Source organism: Streptomyces sp. NPDC020422 (assembly GCF_044386705.1).
Taxonomy (GTDB): domain Bacteria; phylum Actinomycetota; class Actinomycetes; order Streptomycetales; family Streptomycetaceae; genus Streptomyces.
The window spans coordinates 603,609-625,591 of the sequence record NZ_JBIRVJ010000001.1 but is presented as its reverse complement, the minus strand read 5'-3'; the positions used below and the strand labels follow the sequence as shown (position 1 = coordinate 625,591).

19 protein-coding genes are annotated in these 21,983 nt (G+C 72.5%); 9 read left to right on the top strand and 10 right to left on the bottom strand.

Annotated features, from left to right (window positions below; genetic code table 11):
• Positions 1-120 precede the first annotated feature (120 nt).
• From ACH414_RS02775 to ACH414_RS02760, 4 genes are read left to right on the top strand one after another with little or no spacing between them, the layout of a single operon-like run.
• Positions 121-1,047, top strand: a complete 927-nt coding sequence (locus ACH414_RS02775) for an ABC transporter permease (RefSeq protein ID WP_398940647.1) — start codon at positions 121-123, stop codon at positions 1,045-1,047.
• Positions 1,048-1,105: 58 nt separating this feature from the next.
• Entirely contained in the window at positions 1,106-2,896 is a 1,791-nt protein-coding gene (locus tag ACH414_RS02770) for an ABC transporter substrate-binding protein (RefSeq protein WP_398940646.1), read from the top strand.
• Between the two features lie 12 nt (positions 2,897-2,908).
• Entirely contained in the window at positions 2,909-3,901 is a 993-nt protein-coding gene (locus tag ACH414_RS02765) for an ABC transporter permease (RefSeq protein ID WP_382534747.1), read from the top strand.
• Positions 3,898-5,655, top strand: a complete 1,758-nt coding sequence (locus ACH414_RS02760) for a dipeptide ABC transporter ATP-binding protein (protein ID WP_398940645.1) — start codon at positions 3,898-3,900, stop codon at positions 5,653-5,655. The genes ACH414_RS02765 and ACH414_RS02760 overlap by 4 nt, the downstream gene beginning before the upstream one ends.
• A gap of 37 nt (positions 5,656-5,692) precedes the next feature.
• Here the strand turns inward: ACH414_RS02760 and ACH414_RS02755 are convergent, their stop codons facing one another.
• The gene (locus ACH414_RS02755; protein ID WP_398940644.1) at positions 5,693-6,391 is read right to left on the bottom strand and encodes a RimK family alpha-L-glutamate ligase; all 699 of its coding nucleotides are present in this window, start codon (positions 6,389-6,391) and stop codon (positions 5,693-5,695) included.
• A 489-nt stretch (positions 6,392-6,880) separates the two neighbouring features.
• Between ACH414_RS02755 and ACH414_RS02750 the strand changes: the two genes are divergently transcribed.
• From ACH414_RS02750 to ACH414_RS02740, 3 genes are all read left to right on the top strand, one after another.
• Entirely contained in the window at positions 6,881-8,341 is a 1,461-nt protein-coding gene (locus ACH414_RS02750) for a catalase (RefSeq protein ID WP_398940643.1), read from the top strand.
• Positions 8,342-8,613: 272 nt separating this feature from the next.
• Positions 8,614-8,979 (top strand): hypothetical protein, encoded by a 366-nt coding sequence (locus ACH414_RS02745; RefSeq protein WP_398940642.1) that lies wholly within the window; start codon positions 8,614-8,616, stop codon positions 8,977-8,979.
• A gap of 212 nt (positions 8,980-9,191) precedes the next feature.
• Positions 9,192-9,725, top strand: coding sequence for an EF-hand domain-containing protein (locus ACH414_RS02740; RefSeq protein WP_382534737.1), 534 nt, complete (start codon positions 9,192-9,194; stop codon positions 9,723-9,725).
• A 78-nt stretch (positions 9,726-9,803) separates the two neighbouring features.
• Here ACH414_RS02740 and ACH414_RS02735 read toward each other — a convergent pair whose 3' ends face one another.
• The 8 genes from ACH414_RS02735 to ACH414_RS02700 all read right to left on the bottom strand — a co-directional run bounded on the left by ACH414_RS02735 (position 9,804) and on the right by ACH414_RS02700 (position 17,885).
• Complete coding sequence (locus ACH414_RS02735) at positions 9,804-10,763, bottom strand: class I SAM-dependent methyltransferase (protein ID WP_382534735.1); 960 nt, start codon at positions 10,761-10,763, stop codon at positions 9,804-9,806.
• Positions 10,760-11,848, bottom strand: coding sequence for an NAD(P)-dependent alcohol dehydrogenase (locus ACH414_RS02730; RefSeq protein WP_398940752.1), 1,089 nt, complete (start codon positions 11,846-11,848; stop codon positions 10,760-10,762). Before ACH414_RS02730 ends, ACH414_RS02735 begins: the two co-directional genes overlap by 4 nt.
• 20 nt (positions 11,849-11,868) lie before the next feature.
• Positions 11,869-13,278 carry an aldehyde dehydrogenase family protein gene (locus ACH414_RS02725; RefSeq protein WP_398940641.1) on the bottom strand — a complete coding sequence of 470 codons (1,410 nt, stop codon included), beginning with the start codon at positions 13,276-13,278 and terminating at the stop codon, positions 11,869-11,871.
• 8 nt (positions 13,279-13,286) lie between these two features.
• Positions 13,287-14,042, bottom strand: a complete 756-nt coding sequence (locus ACH414_RS02720) for a (5-formylfuran-3-yl)methyl phosphate synthase (RefSeq protein ID WP_382534731.1) — start codon at positions 14,040-14,042, stop codon at positions 13,287-13,289.
• 262 nt (positions 14,043-14,304) lie between these two features.
• Positions 14,305-14,883 carry a DUF2165 domain-containing protein gene (locus ACH414_RS02715; protein WP_382534729.1) on the bottom strand — a complete coding sequence of 193 codons (579 nt, stop codon included), beginning with the start codon at positions 14,881-14,883 and terminating at the stop codon, positions 14,305-14,307.
• Between the two features lie 177 nt (positions 14,884-15,060).
• Complete coding sequence (locus ACH414_RS02710) at positions 15,061-15,318, bottom strand: acyl carrier protein (RefSeq protein WP_382534727.1); 258 nt, start codon at positions 15,316-15,318, stop codon at positions 15,061-15,063.
• A 60-nt stretch (positions 15,319-15,378) separates the two neighbouring features.
• Positions 15,379-16,596: a ketosynthase chain-length factor gene (locus ACH414_RS02705; RefSeq protein ID WP_398940640.1), complete on the bottom strand. Its 1,218-nt coding sequence runs from the start codon at positions 16,594-16,596 to the stop codon at positions 15,379-15,381.
• Positions 16,593-17,885 carry a beta-ketoacyl-[acyl-carrier-protein] synthase family protein gene (locus ACH414_RS02700; protein WP_398940639.1) on the bottom strand — a complete coding sequence of 431 codons (1,293 nt, stop codon included), beginning with the start codon at positions 17,883-17,885 and terminating at the stop codon, positions 16,593-16,595. Before ACH414_RS02700 ends, ACH414_RS02705 begins: the two co-directional genes overlap by 4 nt.
• A gap of 603 nt (positions 17,886-18,488) precedes the next feature.
• Between ACH414_RS02700 and ACH414_RS02695 the strand changes: the two genes are divergently transcribed.
• Both ACH414_RS02695 and ACH414_RS02690 read left to right on the top strand, forming a co-directional pair.
• Complete coding sequence (locus ACH414_RS02695) at positions 18,489-20,363, top strand: BTAD domain-containing putative transcriptional regulator (protein ID WP_398940638.1); 1,875 nt, start codon at positions 18,489-18,491, stop codon at positions 20,361-20,363.
• Between the two features lie 188 nt (positions 20,364-20,551).
• The gene (locus ACH414_RS02690; RefSeq protein WP_398940637.1) at positions 20,552-20,929 is read left to right on the top strand and encodes an antibiotic biosynthesis monooxygenase family protein; all 378 of its coding nucleotides are present in this window, start codon (positions 20,552-20,554) and stop codon (positions 20,927-20,929) included.
• On the opposite strand, the gene ACH414_RS02685 is transcribed toward ACH414_RS02690, so the two are convergent.
• Positions 20,861-21,970, bottom strand: coding sequence for a DegT/DnrJ/EryC1/StrS family aminotransferase (locus ACH414_RS02685; RefSeq protein ID WP_398940636.1), 1,110 nt, complete (start codon positions 21,968-21,970; stop codon positions 20,861-20,863). The two genes, ACH414_RS02690 and ACH414_RS02685, sit on opposite strands and share 69 nt — an antisense overlap.
• Positions 21,971-21,983: the final 13 nt, after the last annotated feature.

Here is a 21,983-nt window from a genome sequence, read left to right as displayed (position 1 = left end):
GCAGCCGTGTCGATCTTTCGATCTAATGCTCGATGTCCGGAGCGGTGACCCCTTCTCCGGATGTGGACCAGGGCGTTCCCCCACAGTCGGCGCGCCCCGAACGAGCAGGAGTGCGGCAGCGTGGCAGCGGTATCGGTGGTGGACGCGTTCCGGCGTGACCGGGTCGGGATCGTCTCGTTCCACGTCGTCGGGTTCTTCGTGCTCCTCGCCCTCGTGGCGCCCCTGGTCACCGCCCTCTACGGCAAGAACCCGACCGAGCACTACGGCCAGAACGTGACCGGCCTCCTGAGTCCGGAGGGCCTGCCCCTGCTGCCCAACGGCGGCATCTCGGCCGAGCACTGGTTCGGCATCGAGCCCGGCCTCGGACGCGACGTCCTCGCCCAACTCCTCTACGGCATCCGCACCTCGCTGCTGATCGCCTTCACCTCGGCCGCCGTCGTCGCCGTCATCGGCGTCGTCGTCGGAGTGGCCGTGGGCTATCTCAGCGGGCTCGCCGACCGGGCGTTCACCTTCGTGTGCAACGTCCTGCTCGCCTTTCCGAGCCTGCTGTTCCTGCTCACGCTGGGCCCGGTCATCCAGACCCGCTTCGTCGCACCCGACGAGAACGAACCCGCCTGGATGCAGTTCACCGTTCTCATCCTGGTCTTCTCCGCCTTCGGCTGGGTGCCACTCGCGATGGTGCTGCGCACGGCCGTACGCTCCCTGCGCGAGCGGGAGTTCGTCGAGGCGGCCCGCGCCCTCGGCGCGAGCCGGCGGCACATCGTGTTCCGCGAGCTGCTGCCGAACGTCTGGGCGCCGGTCCTCGTGCACCTCACCCTCGCCGTGCCCGCGATGGTCACCACCGAGGCCGCGCTGTCCTTCCTCGGGGTCGGGATCAACGAGCCCATCCCCGACTGGGGCCGCATGATCTCCCGGGGCGCCGACGTCTTCCACGACGACCCCACCTACATGGTCTTCCCCGGCGCCTCGCTCCTCGTCTTCGTCCTCGCCTTCAACCTCCTCGGCGACGCCGTGCGGGACGCGCTCGACCCGCACACCCTCCGCTGAGCCCCGCACCTCCCTCCACCCTCATCGGCAACACCCGCACCACACCATGGAGTTCGTCATGCCCGCAATCACCCTGCGCGCCGCAGCCGTACCGGCCCTCGCCACCACCGCCGCCCTGCTGCTGTGCTCGTGCTCCGCGGGTGCGGGCGCCGGCACAGGCGCCGGGCAGGGCAGGAACAGCACCGCCGCCAAGAGCGGCCAGCGCCTGACCACCACCCTCGGCACCGCCAAGGACAGCCGGGGCCCCGCCCCCGAGATCCCCGGTGCCCGCAGGGGCGGCACCGTCACCGTGGCCAACCAGGCGGACTTCCCGCACCTCGACCCGCAGAAGATCTACGCCGGGGAGCGCTACAGCACCTCCCTGCTGTGGGGACGGCAGCTGACGCAGTACCAGATCGTCGACGGCAGGCCCCGGTTGGTCGGCGACCTCGCCACCGACACCGGCACCTCCTCCGACGGAGGCCGCACCTGGACGTACCGCCTGAAGGACGGCATCGCCTGGGAGGACGGCAAGCCCATCACCGCCCAGCAGGTCAAGTACGGCATCGAGCGCACCTTCGCGCCCGGCTTCGAGGTCGGCCCCGCCTACTGGCAGCCCTGGCTCACCGGCACCAAGGACCTCACCGAGGCGGTGAAGAAGTACGGCGGCCCCCAGAAGGACGGCGACCTCAAGGCGATCGAGACGCCCGACGACAAGACCATCGTCTTCCACTTCCCCGAGCCGCAGTCCGACGTGCCGTACATGGCCGCCCAGTCCTCCTCCTCACCGGTCCGCGAGGACAAGGACACCGGCACCGGCTACGACGTGAAGCCCTTCGCCACCGGGCCGTACAGGATCGTCGAGCACAAGCAGAACCAGAGCCTCACCCTGGAGCGCAACCCGTACTGGAAGCCGGAGACGGACTCGATCCGGCACGCCTACCCGGACCGCTTCGAGTTCACCTTCGGCAAGGAGGCCCTCAACACCGCCCAGGAGGTGTTCACCGGCCAGGGCACCGGTGCGACCACGCTCACCACCAAGGACCAACTGCCCCCGGAGCTGATCTCGACGGTCGAACGCGAGCCCGCCAAGCGCGAGCTCGTCGTCTCCGGCAGCAAGGGCGCCTACACCCAGGACCTGTACATCAGGAACGACCGGGTCACCGATCCCGAGGTCCGCAAGGCCATCCACTACCTCTTCCCGCGCGAGCAGGCCCGCCAGGTCCTCGGCGGCCGCTACGCCGGCGACTTCGCGACCACCCTCTCCTCTCCGGCCGTCGTCGGCTGGAAGAAGTACGACCTCTACCCCGTCTCCCCCGCCGGCGACATCGCCAAGGCCAAGGAACACCTGGCCAGGGCGGAGACGAAGGTCACCAAGCTGACGTACGCGTACCCCACCGACAGCCCGGCGGACGACCAGGTCGCCCAGGTCCTCGCCGACGCCTTCGCCAAGGCGGGGATCACGCTCGTGCTGAAGGGCCTTCAGCCCGGCGCCTTCAACGACCAGGTCTTCGGCGGTGAGGACAGCCCCTACGACCTGTTCCTGTCCACCAACTCCGTGGACTGGCCGACGCCGTCGACCCTGCTCCCCCTCGGCTACGAGAGCCACCTGGACGCCGTGTCCAACACCATCCGGTACGCCAACCCGCGGGTGGACGCGGAGCTGGCCCGCATCGCGAAGATCGGCGACGCCCAGAAGAAGGCCGAGGAGCTGATCGCCCTGGAGACGACGGTCATGAAGGACGTCCCCCTGGTGCCGTTCCTCTACAAGAGCGTCTCGCAGTTCCGCGGCGAGAGGATCGGCGGCGCCGCCATCCACCCGATCTACGGCGTCACCGCCCTGGCCGACGTGTACGTCAAGAACTCCTGACCTCCTGCGACCATGACCCGATACCTCTTCAAGAGGGTCGCGCAGGCCGTGGCGGTGCTCGTCGCGATCACCGCCACGGCCTTCGGGCTCTTCCACGCCGCCCCCTCCGACCCCGCCCTGATCGCCTGTGGCCCCAGGTGCACCTCCGCACAGCTCGCGGCCGTGCGCACGAGCATGGGCCTCGACCAGCCGATCGTCACCCAGTTCACCGACTACGTCGGGGGGATCGTCACCGGCCGCACCATCGTGGACGTCGACGGCACCCCGATCCCCTGCCCGGCCCCGTGCCTCGGCTACTCCTACACCCTCCACCAGCCGGTGCTCGCCGCCATCGAGGACCGCCTCCCGGTGACCGTCTCGATCGCGGTCGGCGCCCTCGCGGTGATCCTGGTCCTCGGCGTCGGCTCGGGCCTGGCCGCGGCGCTGCGCCGGGGCAGGGCGACCGATCGACTGCTGTCCGGCCTGAACCTGCTGGGTGCCAGCGTCCAGATCTACTTCCTCGGCTATGTGGTCCTGTTCCTGCTCGTCTACTCCACGGGCCTGTTCGCGCCCCCGCGCTACGTCCCCTTCACCGAGGGGCCCGGCCGGTGGGCCCTGGGCCTGGTCCTGCCCTGGCTGGTCCTCGGCTTCGTCAACGCCGCCGTCTACGCCCGGCTGACCCGCTCACAGATGCTGGAGACCATGCACCACGGATACGTCCGCACGGCCCGCGCCAAGGGCCTGGGCACCCTGCGCACCCACCTCACGTACACGGCGCGGGGAGCGGCCGGCCCGCTGGTGCAGTTGCTCGGCCTGGAGGTCGGGGCGCTGCTCGGCGGCGCCTTCATCACCGAGACCGTGTTCGGTCTCGGCGGCGTCGGCAAGCTGGCCGTGGACGCGGTGACCGGCAACGACCTGCCCACGGTCGTCGGCACCGTCCTCGTGGCCGCGTTCTTCGTCGTCGTGTTCGTGGCCGTGGCCGACCTGGTGGTGGCCTGGCTGGATCCCCGAGTGAGGCTCGCATGAGCGATCGACCCGCATTGAGCGTGCGCGACCTGGCGGTCACCTTCCGGACGCCGCACGGCCCGGTCCCGGCCGTGCGGGACGTCTCCTTCGACGTGGCACCGGGCGAGGTCCTGGGCCTCGTCGGGGAGTCGGGCTCGGGCAAGTCGACGATCGGCCTGGCCGCCCTGGCCCTCCACGACCCGGCGCGCACCCTGGTCCGGGGCAGCGTCCGACTCGGCGGCGACGGCCTCGAACTGGTCGGCGCACCCGAACGCGCCCTGCGGCGGATCAGGGGCGCCCGGGTCGCGATGGTCTTCCAGGACGCCCTGGACGCGCTGTCGCCCTACCACACGATCGGCGCCCAGGTGGCGGAGGCGTACCGCGTCCACCACCCACGGGCCGGCCGCAAGGAGGCGCTGGAGCGGGCGACGGCGATGCTGGAACGGGTGGGCATCCCGGCCGCCCGCGCCTCGGACCACCCCCACCTGCTCTCGGGCGGCATGCGCCAGCGCGTCGTGATCGCCATGGCGCTCGTCAACGATCCGGGCGTCCTGATCGCCGACGAACCCACCACGGCACTGGACGCCCGAGTCCAGCACCAGGTGCTCGACCTGATCCGCGAACTCCGGTCGGAGGCCGGGACGGCGATGCTCCTCATCACCCACGACGTGGGCGTGGTCGCGAGGACCTGCGACCGCATGCTGGTCATGCGCGACGGCGAGGCGCTCGAGGAGGGCCCGACCGACCGCCTCCTGGCCGCCCCCGCCCACCCCTACACCAAGGCCCTCATCGGAGCGGCTCCCACCCTGGACACCGTCCCCGGCACCCGGCTCCCCACGGTCGACGACCCGGAGCCGAAGCCACGCACCGGGGCCCGCCTCCGCGTCGCCCCCGATCCCGGCGTCCTGGCCGAGGTGCGCGAGCTGCGCGTCGACTACCCGGGCCGCCTCCGCGTCGCCCCCGATCCCGGGGTCCTGGCCGAGGTGCGCGAGCTGCGCGTCGACTACCCGGGCCGCCGTCGCGGTCGCCCCCACACCGCGGTGAAGGGCGTGAGCCTGCACGTGGCACGCGGGGAGACCCTGGGCCTGGTGGGCGAGTCCGGCTCGGGCAAGTCCACCATCGCGCGCGTCCTCGCCGGCCTGCGCCGGCCCGCCGGCGGGGAGGTCCGCTTCGACGGCCGGGACGTCTCCGGGGCGGCGACGGACACCCGGCTGCGCCGGGCGCTGAGCCGGGAGGTCCAGCTGGTCTTCCAGGACCCGTACGCGTCGCTGAACCCGCGCCACACGGTGGAGCAGATCGTCACCACGCCGCTGCGCATCCACACGGACCTGGACCGGACGGAACGCCGGAAGCGGGCGGCGGAGCTCCTGGAGCAGGTGGGCCTGTCGCCGTCGCACCTCTCCCGCCGTCCGCACGAGTTCTCCGGCGGTCAGCGTCAGCGCATCGGCATCGCCCGTGCGCTGGCCGTCCGGCCGCGTCTGGTCATCGCCGACGAGCCGGTGTCGGCACTGGACGTGTCGGTCCAGGCACAGGTCCTGAACCTCCTGATGGACCTGCGCGAGGAGCTCGGCCTGTCGCTGCTCTTCATCTCCCACGACCTGGCGGTGGTGCGGCACTTCTGCGACCGCATCGCGGTCCTGAAGCAGGGCGAACTGGTGGAGACGGGCCCGAGGGACACCGTCTTCGACTCACCGGCCGCCCCCTACACGAGGGAACTCCTGGCCGCGTTCCCGCACCACCTTCCGCCTCTCGTCCACCGGACGGAACTCTCGTGACCGGCGGCCAGGACACGGCGGCACCGACACCGCGCGCTCAGGTCACCGGCGAGGCCGTGCCCACCGTGGCGGACAGCCGGTCGTCGACGAGGGCCGCGATCGCGGGAGCGACGACCTCGGTCGCCTCCGGGCGCCAGCCCGGGACGGCGTTGACCTCGCAGATGGTGTAGGAGCCCTCGGCGGTGAACAGCAGATCCACCCCGGCGATGTCCAGGCCCAGGACACGCGCCGCGGCCAGCGCCAGCCGCTCCGCCTGTGGATGGCGGCCCACGCACCTCGTGGCGGTGCCGCCCTTGGCGATGTTGGCGGCGAGAGAGGCGTTGGGGGACGTGTGGACCACGGCGTCCACCACCGTGTCGTCCACGACCACCACGCGCAGGGAACGCCCGTGGGAGTGGGCCACGTGCTCCTGGAACAGGAACGGTGATATCTGCGCGAGGCTGCCGGCCATCTCGTACAGCAGGTTCGCGTCGGGGGCGAGGAACACCTGGGCGCCCTTGGTGCCGCGGACGGACTTCACGACGGACGGTGTGGGCAGGTGGGGACTCCGGACGACGCCTTCCAGGGGCGCGGTCGCGTAGGAGAGCGTGTCCGGCACGGGCAGCCCGGCCAGGGCGAGCTCCTGCAGCTGCCACACCTTGTTCCGGCAGGTCAGCTGGGCGTCCAGTGGGTTGACCAGGCGGCTGCCCAGGCGTTCGAGATGCCGCAGGAGGGTCACCTCGCGGTCGTCGCGCATGGTCCCCGGCAGATGCCGCACGCAGACGACGGCGGGGGCGGCAGGGCCGTGCCGCCCAGGGTGCTCAGCACCAGTCGCCCGCCCCGCACCCCGAACAGCAACTCGTCCGTGTGCCATACGGCGAAACGGCGGCCGTACCGCTCGGCGAACACCGTGGCCAGATCGCGGCTGCAGCGGCGGAGCGCAGTCGGCTGCTGCCGCACCAGCATCCACACATCGGCGGTCCCGGCACCTGCCGACGCGGCAGGAAGGTACGTCACCAAGGGGAGCTCCTCACATGTCCGCGGCCGACCGCCCACTGCGCACCGGCCCCCGGGGCTTCCTCTCACCATGGGCCACGCCCCCGACGCCCTCAAGGGGACCCGTGAGGTGACGGCTACGCAAAGTGGTCGTCGACACGGAGGGTGCACGGGGGTGCCTTCCTCCGAGTAGCGGCTTTCGTCGGGGCGGAAGAGGGTAGGCGTGCGCGACAACGAAAGGCAGGTTGTGATGGCCGAGACCCGACCCGCGACGACGACCGATTCCGGCGCCCCGGTGGAGAGCGACGAACACTCGCTCACCGTGGGACCGGGCGGTCCCATCCTCCTCCAGGACGCCTACCTGATCGAGCAGATGGCGCAGTTCAACCGGGAGCGCATCCCGGAGCGCCAGCCGCACGCCAAGGGCAGCGGCGCGTTCGGTCACTTCGAGGTCACCCACGACGTCAGCCGGTACACGAAGGCCGCGCTGTTCCAGCCCGGGGTCCGCACCGAGCTGGTCGCCCGCTTCTCGACGGTCGCGGGCGAGCGCGGCAGCCCGGACACCTGGCGGGACCCGCGTGGCTTCGCGGTGAAGTTCTACACGTCCGAGGGCAACTACGACATGGTGGGGAACAACACGCCGGTGTTCTTCGTCAAGGACCCGATGAAGTTCCAGCACTTCATCCGGTCCCAGAAGCGCCGGGCGGACAGCAATCTGCGCGACCACGACATGCAGTGGGACTTCTGGACGCTGTCCCCGGAGTCCGCGCACCAGGTCACCTGGCTCATGGGCGACCGGGGTGTGCCCCGGACCTGGCGCCATATGAACGGTTACACCTCGCACACGTACATGTGGATCAACGCGTCCGGCGAGCGCTTCTGGGTGAAGTACCACTTCAAGACCGACCAGGGCGTCGAGTTCCTCACACAGGACGAGGCCGACCGCCTGGCGGGTGCCGACACCGACTTCCACATGCGGGACCTGTTCGAGCACATCCGCGACGGGGACTTCCCGTCCTGGACGCTGCACGTGCAGGTGATGCCGTACGAGGAGGCCGCCGGGTACCGGTTCAACCCGTTCGACCTCACCAAGGTCTGGCCGCACGGCGACTATCCGCTCATCCCGGTGGGCCGGATGACGCTGGACCGCAACCCGACCGACAACCACGCCGAGATCGAGCAGGCCGCCTTCCAGCCGAACAACTTCGTCCCCGGCATCGGGCCGAGCCCCGACCGGATGCTGCTGGCCAGGCTCTTCTCGTACGCGGACGCGCACCGGGCCCGCCTCGGCACCAACTACCAGCAGCTTCCCGTCAACGCCCCCGTCGTCGACGTCCACACGTACTCCAAGGACGGGGCGATGGCGTACCGGAAGACGTCCGATCCGGTGTACGCGCCGAACTCCAAGGGCGGACCGGCGGCCGACACCGAGCGCTACGGCACCCCACCGAGCTGGGCGGCGGACGGCGAGATCACCCGGTCGGCGTACGTCTCGCATCCGGAGGACGACGACTGGGGCCAGCCCGGCACCCTCGTGCGCGAGGTCCTGGACGACGCGGCCCGCGACCGGCTGGTCGACAACGTGGTCGGCCATCTCCTCGACGGCGTGAGCGAGCCGGTCCTGGAACGCGCCTTCACGTACTGGAGCAACATCGACGCGGGCATCGGCAAGCGCATCGCCGAGGGTGTCCGCGCCAAGCGGGGCTCGTAGGCCCGGGCGGGGCACCGGATCGGCCGGACCGGTCCGAGCGGGCAGCCGGCAGCCGACGGACATGGCCGTCCCACCGTGAGGCGACCGGGTCATCGCGACCCGGTCGCCTTCACCTACCGCCGGTGGCACCTACCTCGACGCGGCGCCCGCGCACGGTGCCGTGGGGCATGGCCGGATACCTGAGACCGGAAACAGGCTGTTACGGCTCGCGGACACACCGTAGAAACGGGCTGTCCATTTCCACTGATCGTTTTCGGTCCAAGGAGCCCCTCATGACCCGCTTCCGCACCGCCACCATGGTCCTCGCCGCCGCCGCGATGTCCGCCCTCGCCGCCGCGCCCGCCCAGGCGGCCCCCGGTGACGTGACGACCACCTGCGCGAGCACCGCCACCCCGTCCGGTTACGTCGACGTCAGCTGGGGCTACAGCGCCAGCTGCGGGACCCAGAACTTCGACCCGAACATCAAGCAGATCAAGCAGCTCACCGGCCTGCCGATAGGCACCGTCGTCCAGGCCTGCGGGTCCACGTACTACCCGGCCGGCTGGGTAGTGACCAGCTCCTACTACTCCAGCTCGTGCGTCGCGTGGCCGAACTCCGGCTTCAACAACAACGCCTGGACCCTCAAGCGCGTCTCCTGAGGCACGGCGTGCGGTGGCCGAGACCGCGAGGCCCGGGGATCGCCCCGGGACCCGCGGTCGGAGCCACCGTGGCCGATCGCCGGTGAAGCCACTCCTTCGGGTAGCCGCGAGCGCCGCACCGTCACGGCTCTCCCCCAGCGCGGTTACCTGGACGGAAAGCACTCATGGAGCCCGGCCCGGCATCGACGGGCCGCACGAGACAGGTGACGGGTATGCGCACTGAGGCCGCCAAGCGGGCCGAGCTGGTCTTCTCCCTCTTCGACGCCAACGGCAACGGGGTCCTCGACTCCGGCGACTTCGACCTCATGACGGACCGCGTGCTGGAGGCGGCGGTCGCCTCGAGCGCCGAGGACCGGCAGGCCATCCGGGCCGCGTTCCGCCGCTACTGGACGACCCTGGCCACCGAGCTGGACGCCGACGGCGACGGCGTGATCACCGTCGAGGAGTTCCGCCCGTTCGTACTCGACCCCCGGCGCTTCGGCGCCACGGTCACCGAGTTCGCCAGGGCGCTGTCCGCGCTCGGCGACCCGGACGGGGACGGCCTGATCGAGCGCCCGCTCTTCCTGTCGCTGATGACGGCGATCGGCTTCGAGGAGGCGAACATCCACGCGCTCTTCGACGCCTTCGCCCCCGACGCCGCGGACCGCATCACCGTGGCCACGTGGGCCGCCGGCATCGAGGACTACTACGCACCGGACCTGGCCGGGATCCCCGGCGACCGGCTGGTGGGCGCCCCGGCCGTGTGACACGCCCCGGTCGGGTGCGCCCCGGGACGGCCTCGGCCGTCCCGGGGCGCACCGGCGGTCCGGCGGTCCGGCGGTCCGTCACGGTCCCGGCTTGTGGGCGAAGACCCACCGGTTCCCCTCCAGGGCGTCGTTCGGCTCGGGAAGCGGACCGCGTCCGTGCCGGCGGGTGAAGTCGAAGGGCGTGTGCATCGACGTGGACCAGCCCCTGGCCGTCAGGCGGCCCGCCGAGTCGGGGCGCGGCCCGAGGTCGAACAGGTCGAGCAGGTCGATTCCGATCTGTTCCCGCGTCGCCGTGTAGATCGCGCTGTCGCGGTACGCCAGCAGGTCCTTCTCCAGCTTGGCCTCGAAGGCCAGGGCACTGCCGCCGGTGGTCAGCCGGTCCACCGTGTCGATGAGGTGCGTCTCGGCGGCGCCCGGCAGGTAGAAGAGCAGTCCCTCGGCCAGCCAGACGCTCGGTGCGGCCGGGTCGAAGCCGGTGGAGGTCAGCGCGGTGACCCAGTCCGCGCGCAGGTCGACCGGTACCGGGACGCGCTTCGCCCTCGGGGCCGCGGACAGCTCCGTGAGCACCTGCTGCTTGAAGGCCAGCACCCCGGCCCTGTCGATCTCGAAGACGACGCTGTCGGACGGCAGGTCGAGCCGGAAGGCACGCGTGTCGAGCCCCGCGCCCAGCAGCACCACTTGACGGGCGCCGTCGTGGACCGCCCCGAGGACGAAGTCGTCGAGGACCCGGGTCCGCAGCCCGAAGTAGCGGGCGAACCTGCCCCACAGCGGGTCGTCGTCTCCCTTCGGGACCTGCCCGAGGCGCACCGGCCAGCCCCCGCACGCCGGGGCCGCGCGTACGAAGTGTTCGGCGTGCGCGTCCTGGGCCAGGCTGTCGTGGCGGTGGGTCTCGATCGCGCGGGCCGCGGCGACCAGGAGGGCGGTCAGCCCCACCCCCGCGTCCACACCGCCCGCGTCGGCCGGCCGGGGCGCGGGGGCGGCCGTATCGCCTCCGGTGCCCGGCTGGGGGGTCTCCTCGGTGAGGGAGGTTTCGCTCATCGGTCTCTTCTCTCCGGCAGCAGGACGGGTTTGACCACGCGGCCTGCGTCGCAGTCGCGTTCGGCCTCGTTGACGTCGGCCAGCGGATAGGTGTGGATCAGCTGGTCGAAGGGGAAGCGGCCGGCCTGCCACAGGCCGGTGAGCCGGGGTATCAGCAGTCCGGGCACCGCGTCGCCCTCGCAGATGTGGCGTATGCCCCGGCCGCGGTCGAGCGTGCCCGGTTCGAGCCGCAGGGGGGTGTGGAGGCGTGCCACGAGGCCGAGGGTGCCGGTGGGGCGCAGTGCGTTCAGCGCCTCGTTGACGAGCGGTGCCGAGGCCGTGGTGTCGAGGGCGTACTGGGCTCCGCCGTCGGTCAGTCGGCGGATCCGTTCGGACAGTCCGGGCGATCCGGCGGACAGCGCGGTCGCGCCGAAGCGTTCGGCCAGTTCCAGACGGGCGGGGTGCCGGTCGACGGCCACGGTCCGCGCGCCGGCGGCGGTGGCCGCCATCACGGCGGCCAGGCCCACGGCTCCGGCGCCGTAGACCACGAGGGTGTCGGCCGGTCTCGCGGCGAAGGTGTTCAGTACGGCTCCGGCACCGGTGAGGAAGCCGCAGCCGAGCGGCCCGAGCAGTTCGAGCGGCAGGGCGGGGTCGACCCGGACGGCGTTGCGGGCCGGGACGAGCGCGTACGCGGCGAAGGAGGACTGGCCGAACCATCGCGGGGCCAGTGCCCTGCCGCTCGCGTCGGTGAGCCGCGGTGGGTCCTCCTCGCGCCCGCCGAAGAGGTTGAGGGAGGCGAAGGAGTCGCAGTAGGCGGGGGCCGCGGAGCGGCAGTTCCGGCAGTGTCCGCAGGAGTCGAAGCTCAGCACGACGTGGTCGCCGACGCCGAGCGCGACGTCGGGGCCGCCGCCCGTCGCCACCACGACCCCGGCGCCCTCGTGCCCGAGGACCGCCGGGAGCGGGCTGCGGCCGGCGGAGCGGCGTACCGCGAGGTCGGTACGGCACATGCCGGCCCCGGCGATCTCCACCAGGATCTCGCCGGGCTCGGGATCCGTTCCCAGGGTCACTTCCTCGATCGTGAACGGGTCCTCGTACGAGCGCAGCACGGCCGCCTGGAACCTCGTCGTCACGTTTCCTCCTCCCGGGGCCGGTGGACGACGAACGGCCGGAGGTTGCCGTAGAGGCCCCATGGTCCGCCCGCGACGCCGACGCCGCTGTCCTTGACGCCCGCGAAGGGCTGGGCCAGCGAGAGTTCGGCGTGGTGGTTGATCCAGGCGGTGCCGCATTCCAGCCGCTCGGCCACCGCCTCGGCCCGGTCGAGGTCGCTGCCCCAGACGGAGCCGCCCAGCCCGAAGCCGGTGCCGTTGGCCGCGTCGAGGGCCTCGTCGAGGTTCCGGTACGGCAGCACCGGCAGGACCGGCCCGAACTGTTCCTCGGTCACCACGGGGCTGTCGGGCGGTACGTCGGTGAGGATCGTGGGGGCGAAGAAGTACCCCGCTCCGTCGAGCCGGTGGCCGCCGGCCGCGGCCCGGGCGCCGGCCGCGAGGGCCTGCCGGGTGACCTGCTCGACCCGGGCCAGTTGGGGGGCGTTGTTGACCGGACCGATCCGGGTGTGCGGGTCGAGTCCGGATCCGACCGGGACGGCCTTCGCGCGCTGGGCGAGGGCTTCGACGACCTCGGCGTGGCGGCGGGCGGGGACGTAGACGCGTTTGACCGCCATGCAGACCTGCCCGCAGTTGCGGAACGCGGCCCAGAACAGCCGGTCCGCGATGCGGTCCACGTCGACGTCGTCCAGGAGGACGGCGGCGTCGTTGCCGCCCAGCTCCAGGGTGACCCGGGCGAGCGAGGCCGCCGCGCCCTCGGCGACGGCCCGGCCGGTGGGCACCGAGCCGGTGAAGGTGACGTGACGGATGCCCGGGTGGGCGACCAGCCGGGCGCCGAGCGGTTCCCGGCCCGTGACGACGGTCAGGACGTGCTCGGGCAGGACGGCGGCGAGGACGGAGCCGAGCAGCCGGGTGGCGAGGGGGGTGTGCGGGGAGGGTTTGAGGACCACGGTGTTGCCGGCCGCGAGGGCGGGCGCGAACTTCGCTGCCGCGAGCTGGAGCGGGAAGTTCCACGGCACGATCGCGGCGACGGGCCCGACGGGCAGCCAGCGGACCTCGCTGTGCACGGGCCGGCCGTCGTCGATCCGACGGGTCCTGGGGCTCAGGTCGGCGAAGTAGCGCAGTCGGGCGGCCGTACGGGCGATCTCGGCGTGCGACTCGGTCAGGGGCTTGCCCTGCTCCCGCGTGAGCAGCCGGGCCAGTTCGTCCCCGGCGGCTTCCACGGCGTCGGCGGCGGCGCGCAGGGCGGTGGTGCGTGCGGCGTGGTCGGCACGCCAGCCGCGCCAGGCCTGCCGGGCCCGGGCGACCACCTCGTCGAGCTCCTCCGGCTGCTGGTCGGGGGCGTCGTCGAAGGCCTCCCCGGTGGCCGGGTCGAGGACGGCGAGGCGTGCGGGACGATGCCCGGGGACGCGATCGGCTTCCGGTGTCGGCATCCGGATGGTCAGCTCACGGCCGGGGTGCCGAGGGCGTGTGCCCGGGCCTGCCGGTCCATCTCGGCCCGGAAGTCGGCCACCAGATGCGGCTGGATCCGCCCGGCGTTGCGGTCGCCGCCCGCGCAGACCGCACCTCGCACGCCCACGATGTCGGTGCCGATGCGGGTCAGCGGACCGAGATCGGCCTGCTTGACGCTGCCCGCCAGGGCGGCGAGCAGACCGGAGGCGTGGGCGCGCCGGACGAACTCGGCGCAGGCGTCGGGGGGTACGTGGTCGAAGAGCCGCGTGCCGTCCTTGATCGCGGTGTCCAGCATGGCCGCGTCGGCACCGGCGCGGGCGGCGATGTCGGGCAGGGCGAGCGGGTTGACGCAGCCGATGCGGTGGGCGTCGGCGTAGCCCGAGGCGACCACGAGCGCCTCGGGGCGGTGGTCCTTCACCGCACGGACGACCGCTCGCATGACCTCGATGCCCTGCTCGGGAGTCGTGCACCCGTACAGGCCGACCTTGATGTACGTGGCGCCGGAGACGACCGCGCCGAGCGCGGCCTGCGCCACCGTGCCGGGCTTGTACGGCACGTCCCCGACGGTGGCGGACACCGGCTTGTCCGCCGGCACCGCGTCGCGGATCTCCCGGATGACCCACGGGAAGTTGGCGCCCAGCGAGCCCTCGTCGGGCTTCTTGACGTCGACGATGTCGAGGTGTTCCGCGGCTTTCGCGCAGTCGAGGGCTTCCTCGACACCGTCCGGGGAGATGAGCAGCAACACCGTGAGCTCCTTCCGCCGCATGCCCGCCCGACCGAGGACAGGGTGCGGATCACCTGGTTCACCTGCGGTGCGCTCATCCTTTCCGTCGCCCGGCGGGCACCGGTAGGGCGCGCGGAGCTCCCCCGAGGTGCGCGGGGGCACACGTACGAGGTGCCGTTACACCGGCGTGCCCCGGCCGTTTGCCGGTCCGCGCCACCCCTGCCTCCGGATGCGCACTTGTGTACTCCCCCCTCGGCCGGGTGCACTGTGCCCGCGGGACGCGTCAGGTCCGTTCGGCACCGGCCGCGCGGGCAGCCGGCAGGTGCACCACGAGCAGGGTGAAGGCGGCCAGCGCGACGTTGCGGGCCGCGGCGTCCAGACCGTTCCAGTCCGAGGACTGCCACATGGCGAACCACTCGCCGCCGATCGCGAGGAAGCCCATCCCGAAGAGCAGCAGCACCATCACCAGGCCCACCGTGCTCGCCGCGCGGGCGCGGTCGTACACGCCGTGACGCAGCCCCGTGATCCACAGCCACGCGGCGGCGAGGAGGACCATCGCGGCCCCCGTCTCCCAGACGATCACGGCGACGTAGGCGGCGTTCTGGAGCGCGGGAGATTCCACCGCACGCCACATCAGATCAGGGTCCTTGAACGTGGTGTCCATGCTCAGGACGTGCTGGACGAACTGCTGGTTGGTGCCGAAGTCCGTGATGTTCCCGAACGCGACCAGGGTCATGTACACCGCGACGGTGGCGGTCAGCGCGGCCGCCGCGACGGGCGGTGCGCCCAGCCTGAGGAGCCGGTCGCGCCGGGTGGCCGGGGCGCCGGAACCGGTGCCGGTCGGAGGGTGGGCCTGTGCCATGGAGGTGTCCTTCCCGGTCGTCCCGCGGATGCTCGGACCGCGGGCCTACCGTCCCCCTTCCCCACGGGCAGGGCCTCCAGCCCCTCCGCCCTTCGGGGGACGGAAGGCCGTTCGCCCGACGTCCGAAGGAGCTCCGGGCGTCGGGCGGCGCGGCCGCCGTGCGGCGCGGTGCGGCGGTCAGGCGGCTTCGGCGAGGAGGCGGTTGACCAGGGCCGTGAGCTGGGCGGGGGTCCTGGCCAGGCCGAACTCCTCCTCCCCCAGGGACACCTGGAACTCCCGCTCCAGCCTGCTCGCCGTCTCCAGCAGGGCCAGCGAGTCGTAGCCCAGGGCGGTGAACTCGAGCTCCTCGGGGCGGCGGTCGCCGGCCACGGGGTCGCCCTCGCCCGCGCAGTCCCGGATGATCTCCATGAGCCGGTCGGTCGTCAGCTGCGTCATGCGTCTCTTCTCCTGTCGCCGGTGGGTGGGGGTGGCCTGGGGCCGGTGGCGTGGCGGTGCTCAGTGCGGGTTCGTCAGGACCACGGCGGAGTTGAAGCCACCGCGGCCGCGGGCCAGGACCAGGGCCGCGGCGAGCGGGGCCCGGCGCGGGGTGGTCACGAGGTCGAGGGTGTGCTCGGGGCGGGGCCGGCCGACGTTGACGGTCGGGGGGATCACTCCTTCGCCGAGCGCCAGCAGGGCCGTGGCCACGTCGAGGGCGGAGCCGCCGGCGCTCAGCCGGCCGGTCATGGTCTTGGGCGCGGTGACCGGCACTCCGTGCGGGCCGAACAGGGCGCGCAGGGCGTCGGCCTCGGCCGTGTCCTCCTCGCGGGTCCCGGCCGCGTCGGCGAAGACCACGTCGATGTCCTCGGGGTCCAGTTCGGCGTCGTCGAGGGCCGCGCGGGCCGCGCGCAGCAGGTTCGGGGGGCGGCCGGAGCCGGGCGGCGGGTCGAAGGCGGCCGCGTAGCCGGCGATCCGCCCGTAGCACCGGGTGGCGCCGCGGGAGCGGGCGGACTCCTCGTCCTCGAGGACCAGCAGGGCGCCGCCCTCGCCCGGCACATAGCCGTCGGCGCCCGCGCCGAAGGGCCGGTACGCGGCGGTCGGGTCCGTCTCCTCGCTCATCCGGCCCGTGCTGAGCTGGGCCACCCAGCCCCAGGGGCACGGAGAGCCGTCCACCGCTCCGGCGAGCACCATCGGCCGGCCGCGGCGCAGCTGACGGCGGGCCTGTCCCAGCGCGTCCAGGCCGCCGGCCTGTTCGGTGACGAGCGCCCCTGCCGGGCCGCGCAGTCCGTGCCGGATGGAGACCTGTCCGGTGTTGACCGCGTAGAACCACGCGAAGGACTGGTAGGCGCTGACGTGGGCCGGGCCGCGGCCCCACAGGTTCTGCAGCTCCCGGTGGCCGAACTCGAAGCCGCCCGCGGAGGCGGCGGTGACCACCCCCATCCCGTACTCCGGCAGCGCGGCCGGGTCGACCTCGGCGTCGGCGAGGGCCCAGTCGGAGGCCACGAGGGCCATCCGGGTCATGTGGTCGGTCTGCGGCAGGAGCCTGCTGGGCAGGTGCTCCTCGGGCACGAATCCGGGCAGCTCACCGGCCAGGCCGCTCGGGTAGCGGGCCGCGTCGAAGCGGGTGACGGGGCCGATCGCCGAGGTGCCGCGCAGGGTGTTCGCCCAGTGCTCCTCGTGCCCCAGGCCGGTCGGGGCGACCACCCCGAGGCCCGTGACGACGGTGTCCGCGCTCACCGGGCCGTCCCTTCGCCCGCCCCGGGACCGGCCAGCACCATCGCGCTCTGGAAGCCGCCGAACCCGCTGCCGACCGTGAGCACGCGCGAGACCGGCACCGCGCGGGCCTCCAGCGGCACGTAGTCCAGGTCGCACTCGGGATCGGGCTCCCGCAGGTTCGCCGTGGGCGGTACGACGTCCTGCCGGATCGCGAGCGCGCAGGCGGCGATCTCCAGGGAGCCGATGGCACCGAGCGAATGCCCGATCATCGACTTGATGCTGCTCACGGGCGTGCGGCGGGCGTGCTCGCCGAGGGCGAGTTTGAAGGCGGCGGTCTCGTGCCGGTCGTTCTGCCGGGTGCCGGAGCCGTGCGCGTTGACGTAGTCGATCGCGGAGGGGTCCGTGCGGGCGTCGGCGAGGGCCACCCGGATCGCCTCCGCCATCTCCCGCCCGTCGGGCCGCAGTCCGGTCATGTGGAAGGCGTTGCAGCGGCTCGCGAAGCCGGTGATCTCGGCGTACACCTCGGCGCCCCGGCGGCGGGCGTGTTCCCGCTCCTCCAGGACGAAGACCGCCGCGCCCTCGCCCAGCACGAAACCGCGCCGGGTGCGGTCGAAGGGGCGGGACGCCTCCCCCGGCCGGTCGTTGTCGGGGCTGGTCGCCTTGATGGCGTCGAAGCACGCCACCGTGATGGGCGAGATGGGCGCCTCGGTCGCGCCGGCCACCATCACGTCGGCGGCGCCCTCGGCGATCAGGTCGGCCGCCCGGCCCACCGCGTCCAGACCGGACGTGCACCCGGTGGAGACCAGCGAGACGGGCCCTTCCGCCGCGATCCGGTCGTGGGCGACCTCGACGGCGATGGAGCTGGGCACGAAGTAGTCGAAGAGGTGCGGGACGGCATAGGCGTGGTCGACCAGCCAGCGGCTGCCGCCGTCGCTGACGACGGCGTACTCGTTCTCCAGGCTCGTGGTGCACCCCACGGCGCTGCCGATGACGACGCCCACACGGGCCCCGTCCAGCGCCTCCCGGTCGATGCCGCTGTCCTCGATGCCCTCCCTGGCGGCGACGACGGCGAATTGGGCGGCGCGGTCCATGCGGCGGATCTGCCGGGGGGTGAGTCCCTCGGCCGCCGGGTCGAAATCGCATTCCGCGGCTATTCGGGAACGGAACGGGGTGGGGTCGAACGCGGTGATGGTGCGGGTGGCGGTCCGCCCCGAGGTCAGCAGATCCCAGAACGGTTTCACGCCGATCGCTCCGGGTGCCACGACCCCCATTCCCGTGATGACCACGCGCCGATTACTGGCCGCCTTCATCCGCCTCCCCCTTTACCCGCGCCGATGACCTCGACTGAAATGTCCACACGGGGAGCGTGCGCCGGTGGGCTCGCGTTCGGCTCAATGCGGCGTGGAGGATCGCGCGGAGCCTTGACACCGGCGGCGGGACCGTGTCGGACGGCGAGGGCCTGAGGGCCGAGGGGGGCGTCGGCGAGGTGGATTCCCGCTGGAGGAACGCTGGAGCCCGGACCTCGACGGGATGCGGGAGGGGCGGGATGAACGCGGGCGGAGGTGTCCCAGGTGGCAAGAAGCAACCCCCCGCAGCGCCCCTTACCGGCCCCACACGGGGCCGCCGTGACCGGCCGGGTCGGCGGCGAAGCGGCGGGTTCGCGCGGAGGCCCGGGGAGCGAATCTCCGCCACTTTCCGATGACCAACACTTTACGGGAACTTTTCCCGGCGGCGGCGAGTCCAGCGCTACCGCACAACTCCCTTGTCTCCAGCGGACATTGACCAGGAGATTTCGACGACCTAACGTGAAGTCGAGGTGATCAGCCGATGAGGACGTACCTGAATCGGGAGGAAACATCTTGGAGTTCCGGCTTCTGGGGCCCGTAGAAATACGCTGGCGGGGGCGCAACATCATGCCGACCGCGCCCAAGCCCCGACAGGTCATCTCCCTGCTCATGCTGCGGCACAACACCGTGGTCCAGGCTTCCGAACTGATCGACGAGTTATGGCCCGAACTGCCGCCCCCGAGCGCGGTGACCACGTTGCAGACCTACATCTACAAGTTCCGCAAACTCCTGCTGAAGCAGGGGCTCGGAAACCTGCTGCAGACCCAGCCGGGCGGGTACAGCCTCACCATTCCGCCGTCCAGTCTCGACGTCAGCCTCTTCGAGCGGATGGCAGAGGAGGGGCAGGAGCTCCTCCAGCGGGGTGACTCCGCCGCGGCACTGGAGAGTTTCGAGCGGGCACTCGCCCTGTGGCGCGGGCCCGCGCTGGCCGACGTCGAGACGGGCGGACGCCTCTTCTCGTACGTGACCCGGCTCGAAGAGCTGCGCTTCCGCATCCTCGAACAGCGCATCGAGGCCGACCTGGAGACCGGCCGGCACCGCGAACTCATCAGCGAGCTCAAGTCGTTGGTGCTGGAACACCCCCTGCACGAACACCTCCACGGACTGCTCATGGTGGCCCTGCACCGGTCCGGCCGGCGTCACGAGGCGCTGGAGGCCTACCAGAGCCTGCGCCAGAAGATGATCGACGAGCTGGGCCTCGAACCGGGGAAGGAGCTCGCCCGGCTCCAGCAGACCCTGCTCGCCGACCACCCGGCCGAGCCCGAGGAACGACCACGCCCGAGGCTCGCGCCCGCGACGTCCTCCCTGCCGGCGCCGTCGGTCGACGACCGTGCCCGCCTTCCGCCGGAGCCCGCCCCCGCCCCCGTCCCCGTACGGGAGTCGATCGGGAACCCGGCGCAGCTGCCGGCCGGCCTGGCGGGGTTCGTCGGACGGCAGGCGGTGCTCAAGGAACTGGAGGCGGCGCTGCGCGGGCCCGACGACCCGGTCGCCGAGGGGACCGCGGCGCGCATCGGGGTCATCACCGGGCCGCCCGCGATCGGCAAGAGCGCGCTCGCCGTGCACCTGGCGCACATGCTCCGGCCGCGGTTCACCGACGGGCAGCTCCATGCGGACCTGCGCGGATCCACCGCGGAGCCGCGCGACCCCGCCGAGGTGCTGCGCGGCTTCCTGCGGGCCCTGGAGGTGCCGGCCTCCCGGATCCCGGAGAGCCAGGAGGAGTGCGGGGCGCTGTTCCGGTCCCGTACGGCGGGGCGAAGGGTGCTCGTCCTCCTCGACGACGTCGCGTGTTCGGCCCAGATCCGGCACCTGCTGCCCGCCGACCCCCGGTGCGCGCTGCTCGTCACCGGGCGCCGCAGGATGACCGCACTCGTGGAGGCCGAGCGCGTCGAGCTGGGCCCGCCGCCGCAGGAGGAGGCGCTGGAGATCCTCGCGGCCCTCACCGGCAGGCAGCGCGTGGAGCGCGAACCGGAGGCGGCGCTCCGGATCGTGGAGCTGCTGGGGCGGCATCCGCTGGCCCTGCGCTGCGTCGGCGGGCGGCTCGCCGCCGGGCCGCGGCTGTCCCTGACGGCCCTCGCCGACCGGCTCGGAGCGACCCCGCGGATCCTGGACGTGGCACGGCTCGGCGAACTGGACGTGCGCTCCCGGTACGACACGAGCTACGCGGGGCTGACCTCGTCGGAGCAGGGCGCCTTCCGGCTGCTGAGCATGCTGGGCGAGGCGCCGTTCACGGCGGCGCAGGCCGCGGACCTGCTGAACCGGCCGGCCCCCGAGCTGGAGTACGTGCTCGAAGTCCTCGCCGACCAGCACCTGTTGGGCACGGACCGCTCCGCCGACGGGGTCGGACGGTATGTCTTCGACCGGCTGACCCGGGCCTACGCCAAGGAACGGCTGGACGAGACGCTGCGCGCGGCTCCGGTCGCCGAGGAGGTGGGGGCCCGCTGAAGGGCCGCACGACGTTCCGCTGAAGGGCCGCACGACGTTCCGGTGAGGGGCCGGGTGGAGGCGTGAGGGGTGTCCTGGGAGGCCGGTCAGCCGGAGTCGAGAGCTTCTCCACGGGACCCGGCCAGGCTCGCCGCCATGCCTCCGGGACGACCGGACGGCAGGACGACGAGACGAGGAGGGCCGCTCCCATGCCCGACGGGATCCGCCACGACGCCGAGGTGACCTTCGTCAACAGGTTCACCGTCCACGGTCCGGCCGCGGAGTTCGAGGAGGTCTTCGCCCGGACCTCCGCCTTCATGGCCCGCCAGCCGGGCTTCGTCCGGCACAGCCTGCTGCGGGAACTGGAGGACCCGGCCGTCTATGTGAACCTGGCGGTCTGGGCGGACCGGGCCTCGTTCCGGCGGGCGGTGGGGCGGCCGGAGTTCGCCCCGCACGCCGCCGCCCTGCGAGCGCTGAGCCACAGCGAGAACGGGCTCTTCACGGCCCGACTCTCGGTGTCAGGACAGGGTCTTGAGCACCTCGCGCAGGGCCTCGACGACCCGGTCCTGGACGTCCGGGGCGAGTGAGGGGTACATCGGCAGCGAGAAGATCTCCCCGGCCAGCCGCTCGGTCACCGGCAGGGCGCCCTCCCGGTAGCCGAGGTGCCGGAATCCGGTCATGGTGTGGACCGGCCACGGGTAGCTGACGTTGAGTTCGATGTCGTGTTCGCGGAGCGCCTCGATGATCGCGTCCCGGCGCGGGTGGCGCACGACGTAGACGTAGTACACGTGCTCGTTGCCGGGACTGGTCCCGGGGAGGACGAGGTCGGTGTCGGCGAGGCCCTCGGCGTAGCGCCGGGCCACCTCGCGGCGGGCGGCGACATAGGAGTCGAGACGGCGGAGCTTGCGCCGCAGGATCTCGGCCTGCACCTCGTCGAGACGGCTGTTGTGCCCGGGCAGCGCGGTGACGTAATAGCGCTCCTCCATGCCGTAGTAGCGCAGCCGGCGGAGCGCCTCGTCCACCTCGGGGTCGGAGGTGAGGACCGCGCCGCCGTCGCCGTAGGCGCCGAGGACCTTCGTCGGGTAGAAGGAGAAGGCGGCTGCCTTCCCCATGGTCCCCGCCGGGCGGCCGTGGTGCAGGGCGCCGTGGGCCTGCGCGCAGTCCTCGAGGACGGCGAGCCCGTGGCGCGCGGCCAGCTCCTCCAGGGGGGCCATGTCGACGCACTGGCCGTACAGATGCACCGGGAGCAGACAACGGGTGCGCGGGGTCAGGGCGGCCTCGACCCGGGAGACGTCCATCAGGTAGTCCTCGCGCACGTCGACGAAGACCGGGGTGGCCCCGGTGCCGGCGATGGCGAGCACGGTGGGGGCCGCGGTGTTCGAGACGGTGATCACCTCGTCCCCGGGACCGACCCCGAGGGCCTCCAGGCCGAGTTTGACGGCGTTGGTGCCGTTGTCGACGCCCACGCAGTGCCCGGCGCCGTGCCGGGCGGCGAACTCCTCCTCGAACGACCGGACGCTGTCGGCGAGGACCAGGCGGCCCGATCCGAAGACGGTGTCGACCGCGTCGAGGATCTCCTCGCGTTCCGCGGCGTACTCGTCCAGATATCCCCACACACGAATGGTCACGGGCATTCTCCAA

What these genes read in the sequence shown, in the direction of transcription:
- ACH414_RS02710 (WP_382534727.1), bottom strand. Translation starts at nt 15,318, where the DNA reads ATGACGCAGCTGACGACCGACCGGCTCATGGAGATCATCCGGGACTGC.
- ACH414_RS02770 (WP_398940646.1), top strand. Translation starts at nt 1,106, where the DNA reads ATGCCCGCAATCACCCTGCGCGCCGCAGCCGTACCGGCCCTCGCCACC.
- ACH414_RS02695 (WP_398940638.1), top strand. Translation starts at nt 18,489, where the DNA reads ATGCCGACCGCGCCCAAGCCCCGACAGGTCATCTCCCTGCTCATGCTG.
- ACH414_RS02690 (WP_398940637.1), top strand. Translation starts at nt 20,552, where the DNA reads ATGCCCGACGGGATCCGCCACGACGCCGAGGTGACCTTCGTCAACAGG.
- ACH414_RS02765 (WP_382534747.1), top strand. Translation starts at nt 2,909, where the DNA reads ATGACCCGATACCTCTTCAAGAGGGTCGCGCAGGCCGTGGCGGTGCTC.
- ACH414_RS02715 (WP_382534729.1), bottom strand. Translation starts at nt 14,883, where the DNA reads ATGGCACAGGCCCACCCTCCGACCGGCACCGGTTCCGGCGCCCCGGCC.
- ACH414_RS02740 (WP_382534737.1), top strand. Translation starts at nt 9,192, where the DNA reads ATGCGCACTGAGGCCGCCAAGCGGGCCGAGCTGGTCTTCTCCCTCTTC.
- ACH414_RS02745 (WP_398940642.1), top strand. Translation starts at nt 8,614, where the DNA reads ATGACCCGCTTCCGCACCGCCACCATGGTCCTCGCCGCCGCCGCGATG.
- ACH414_RS02755 (WP_398940644.1), bottom strand. Translation starts at nt 6,391, where the DNA reads ATGCGCGACGACCGCGAGGTGACCCTCCTGCGGCATCTCGAACGCCTG.
- ACH414_RS02750 (WP_398940643.1), top strand. Translation starts at nt 6,881, where the DNA reads ATGGCCGAGACCCGACCCGCGACGACGACCGATTCCGGCGCCCCGGTG.
- ACH414_RS02760 (WP_398940645.1), top strand. Translation starts at nt 3,898, where the DNA reads ATGAGCGATCGACCCGCATTGAGCGTGCGCGACCTGGCGGTCACCTTC.
- ACH414_RS02725 (WP_398940641.1), bottom strand. Translation starts at nt 13,278, where the DNA reads ATGCCGACACCGGAAGCCGATCGCGTCCCCGGGCATCGTCCCGCACGC.
- ACH414_RS02735 (WP_382534735.1), bottom strand. Translation starts at nt 10,763, where the DNA reads ATGAGCGAAACCTCCCTCACCGAGGAGACCCCCCAGCCGGGCACCGGA.
- ACH414_RS02700 (WP_398940639.1), bottom strand. Translation starts at nt 17,885, where the DNA reads ATGAAGGCGGCCAGTAATCGGCGCGTGGTCATCACGGGAATGGGGGTC.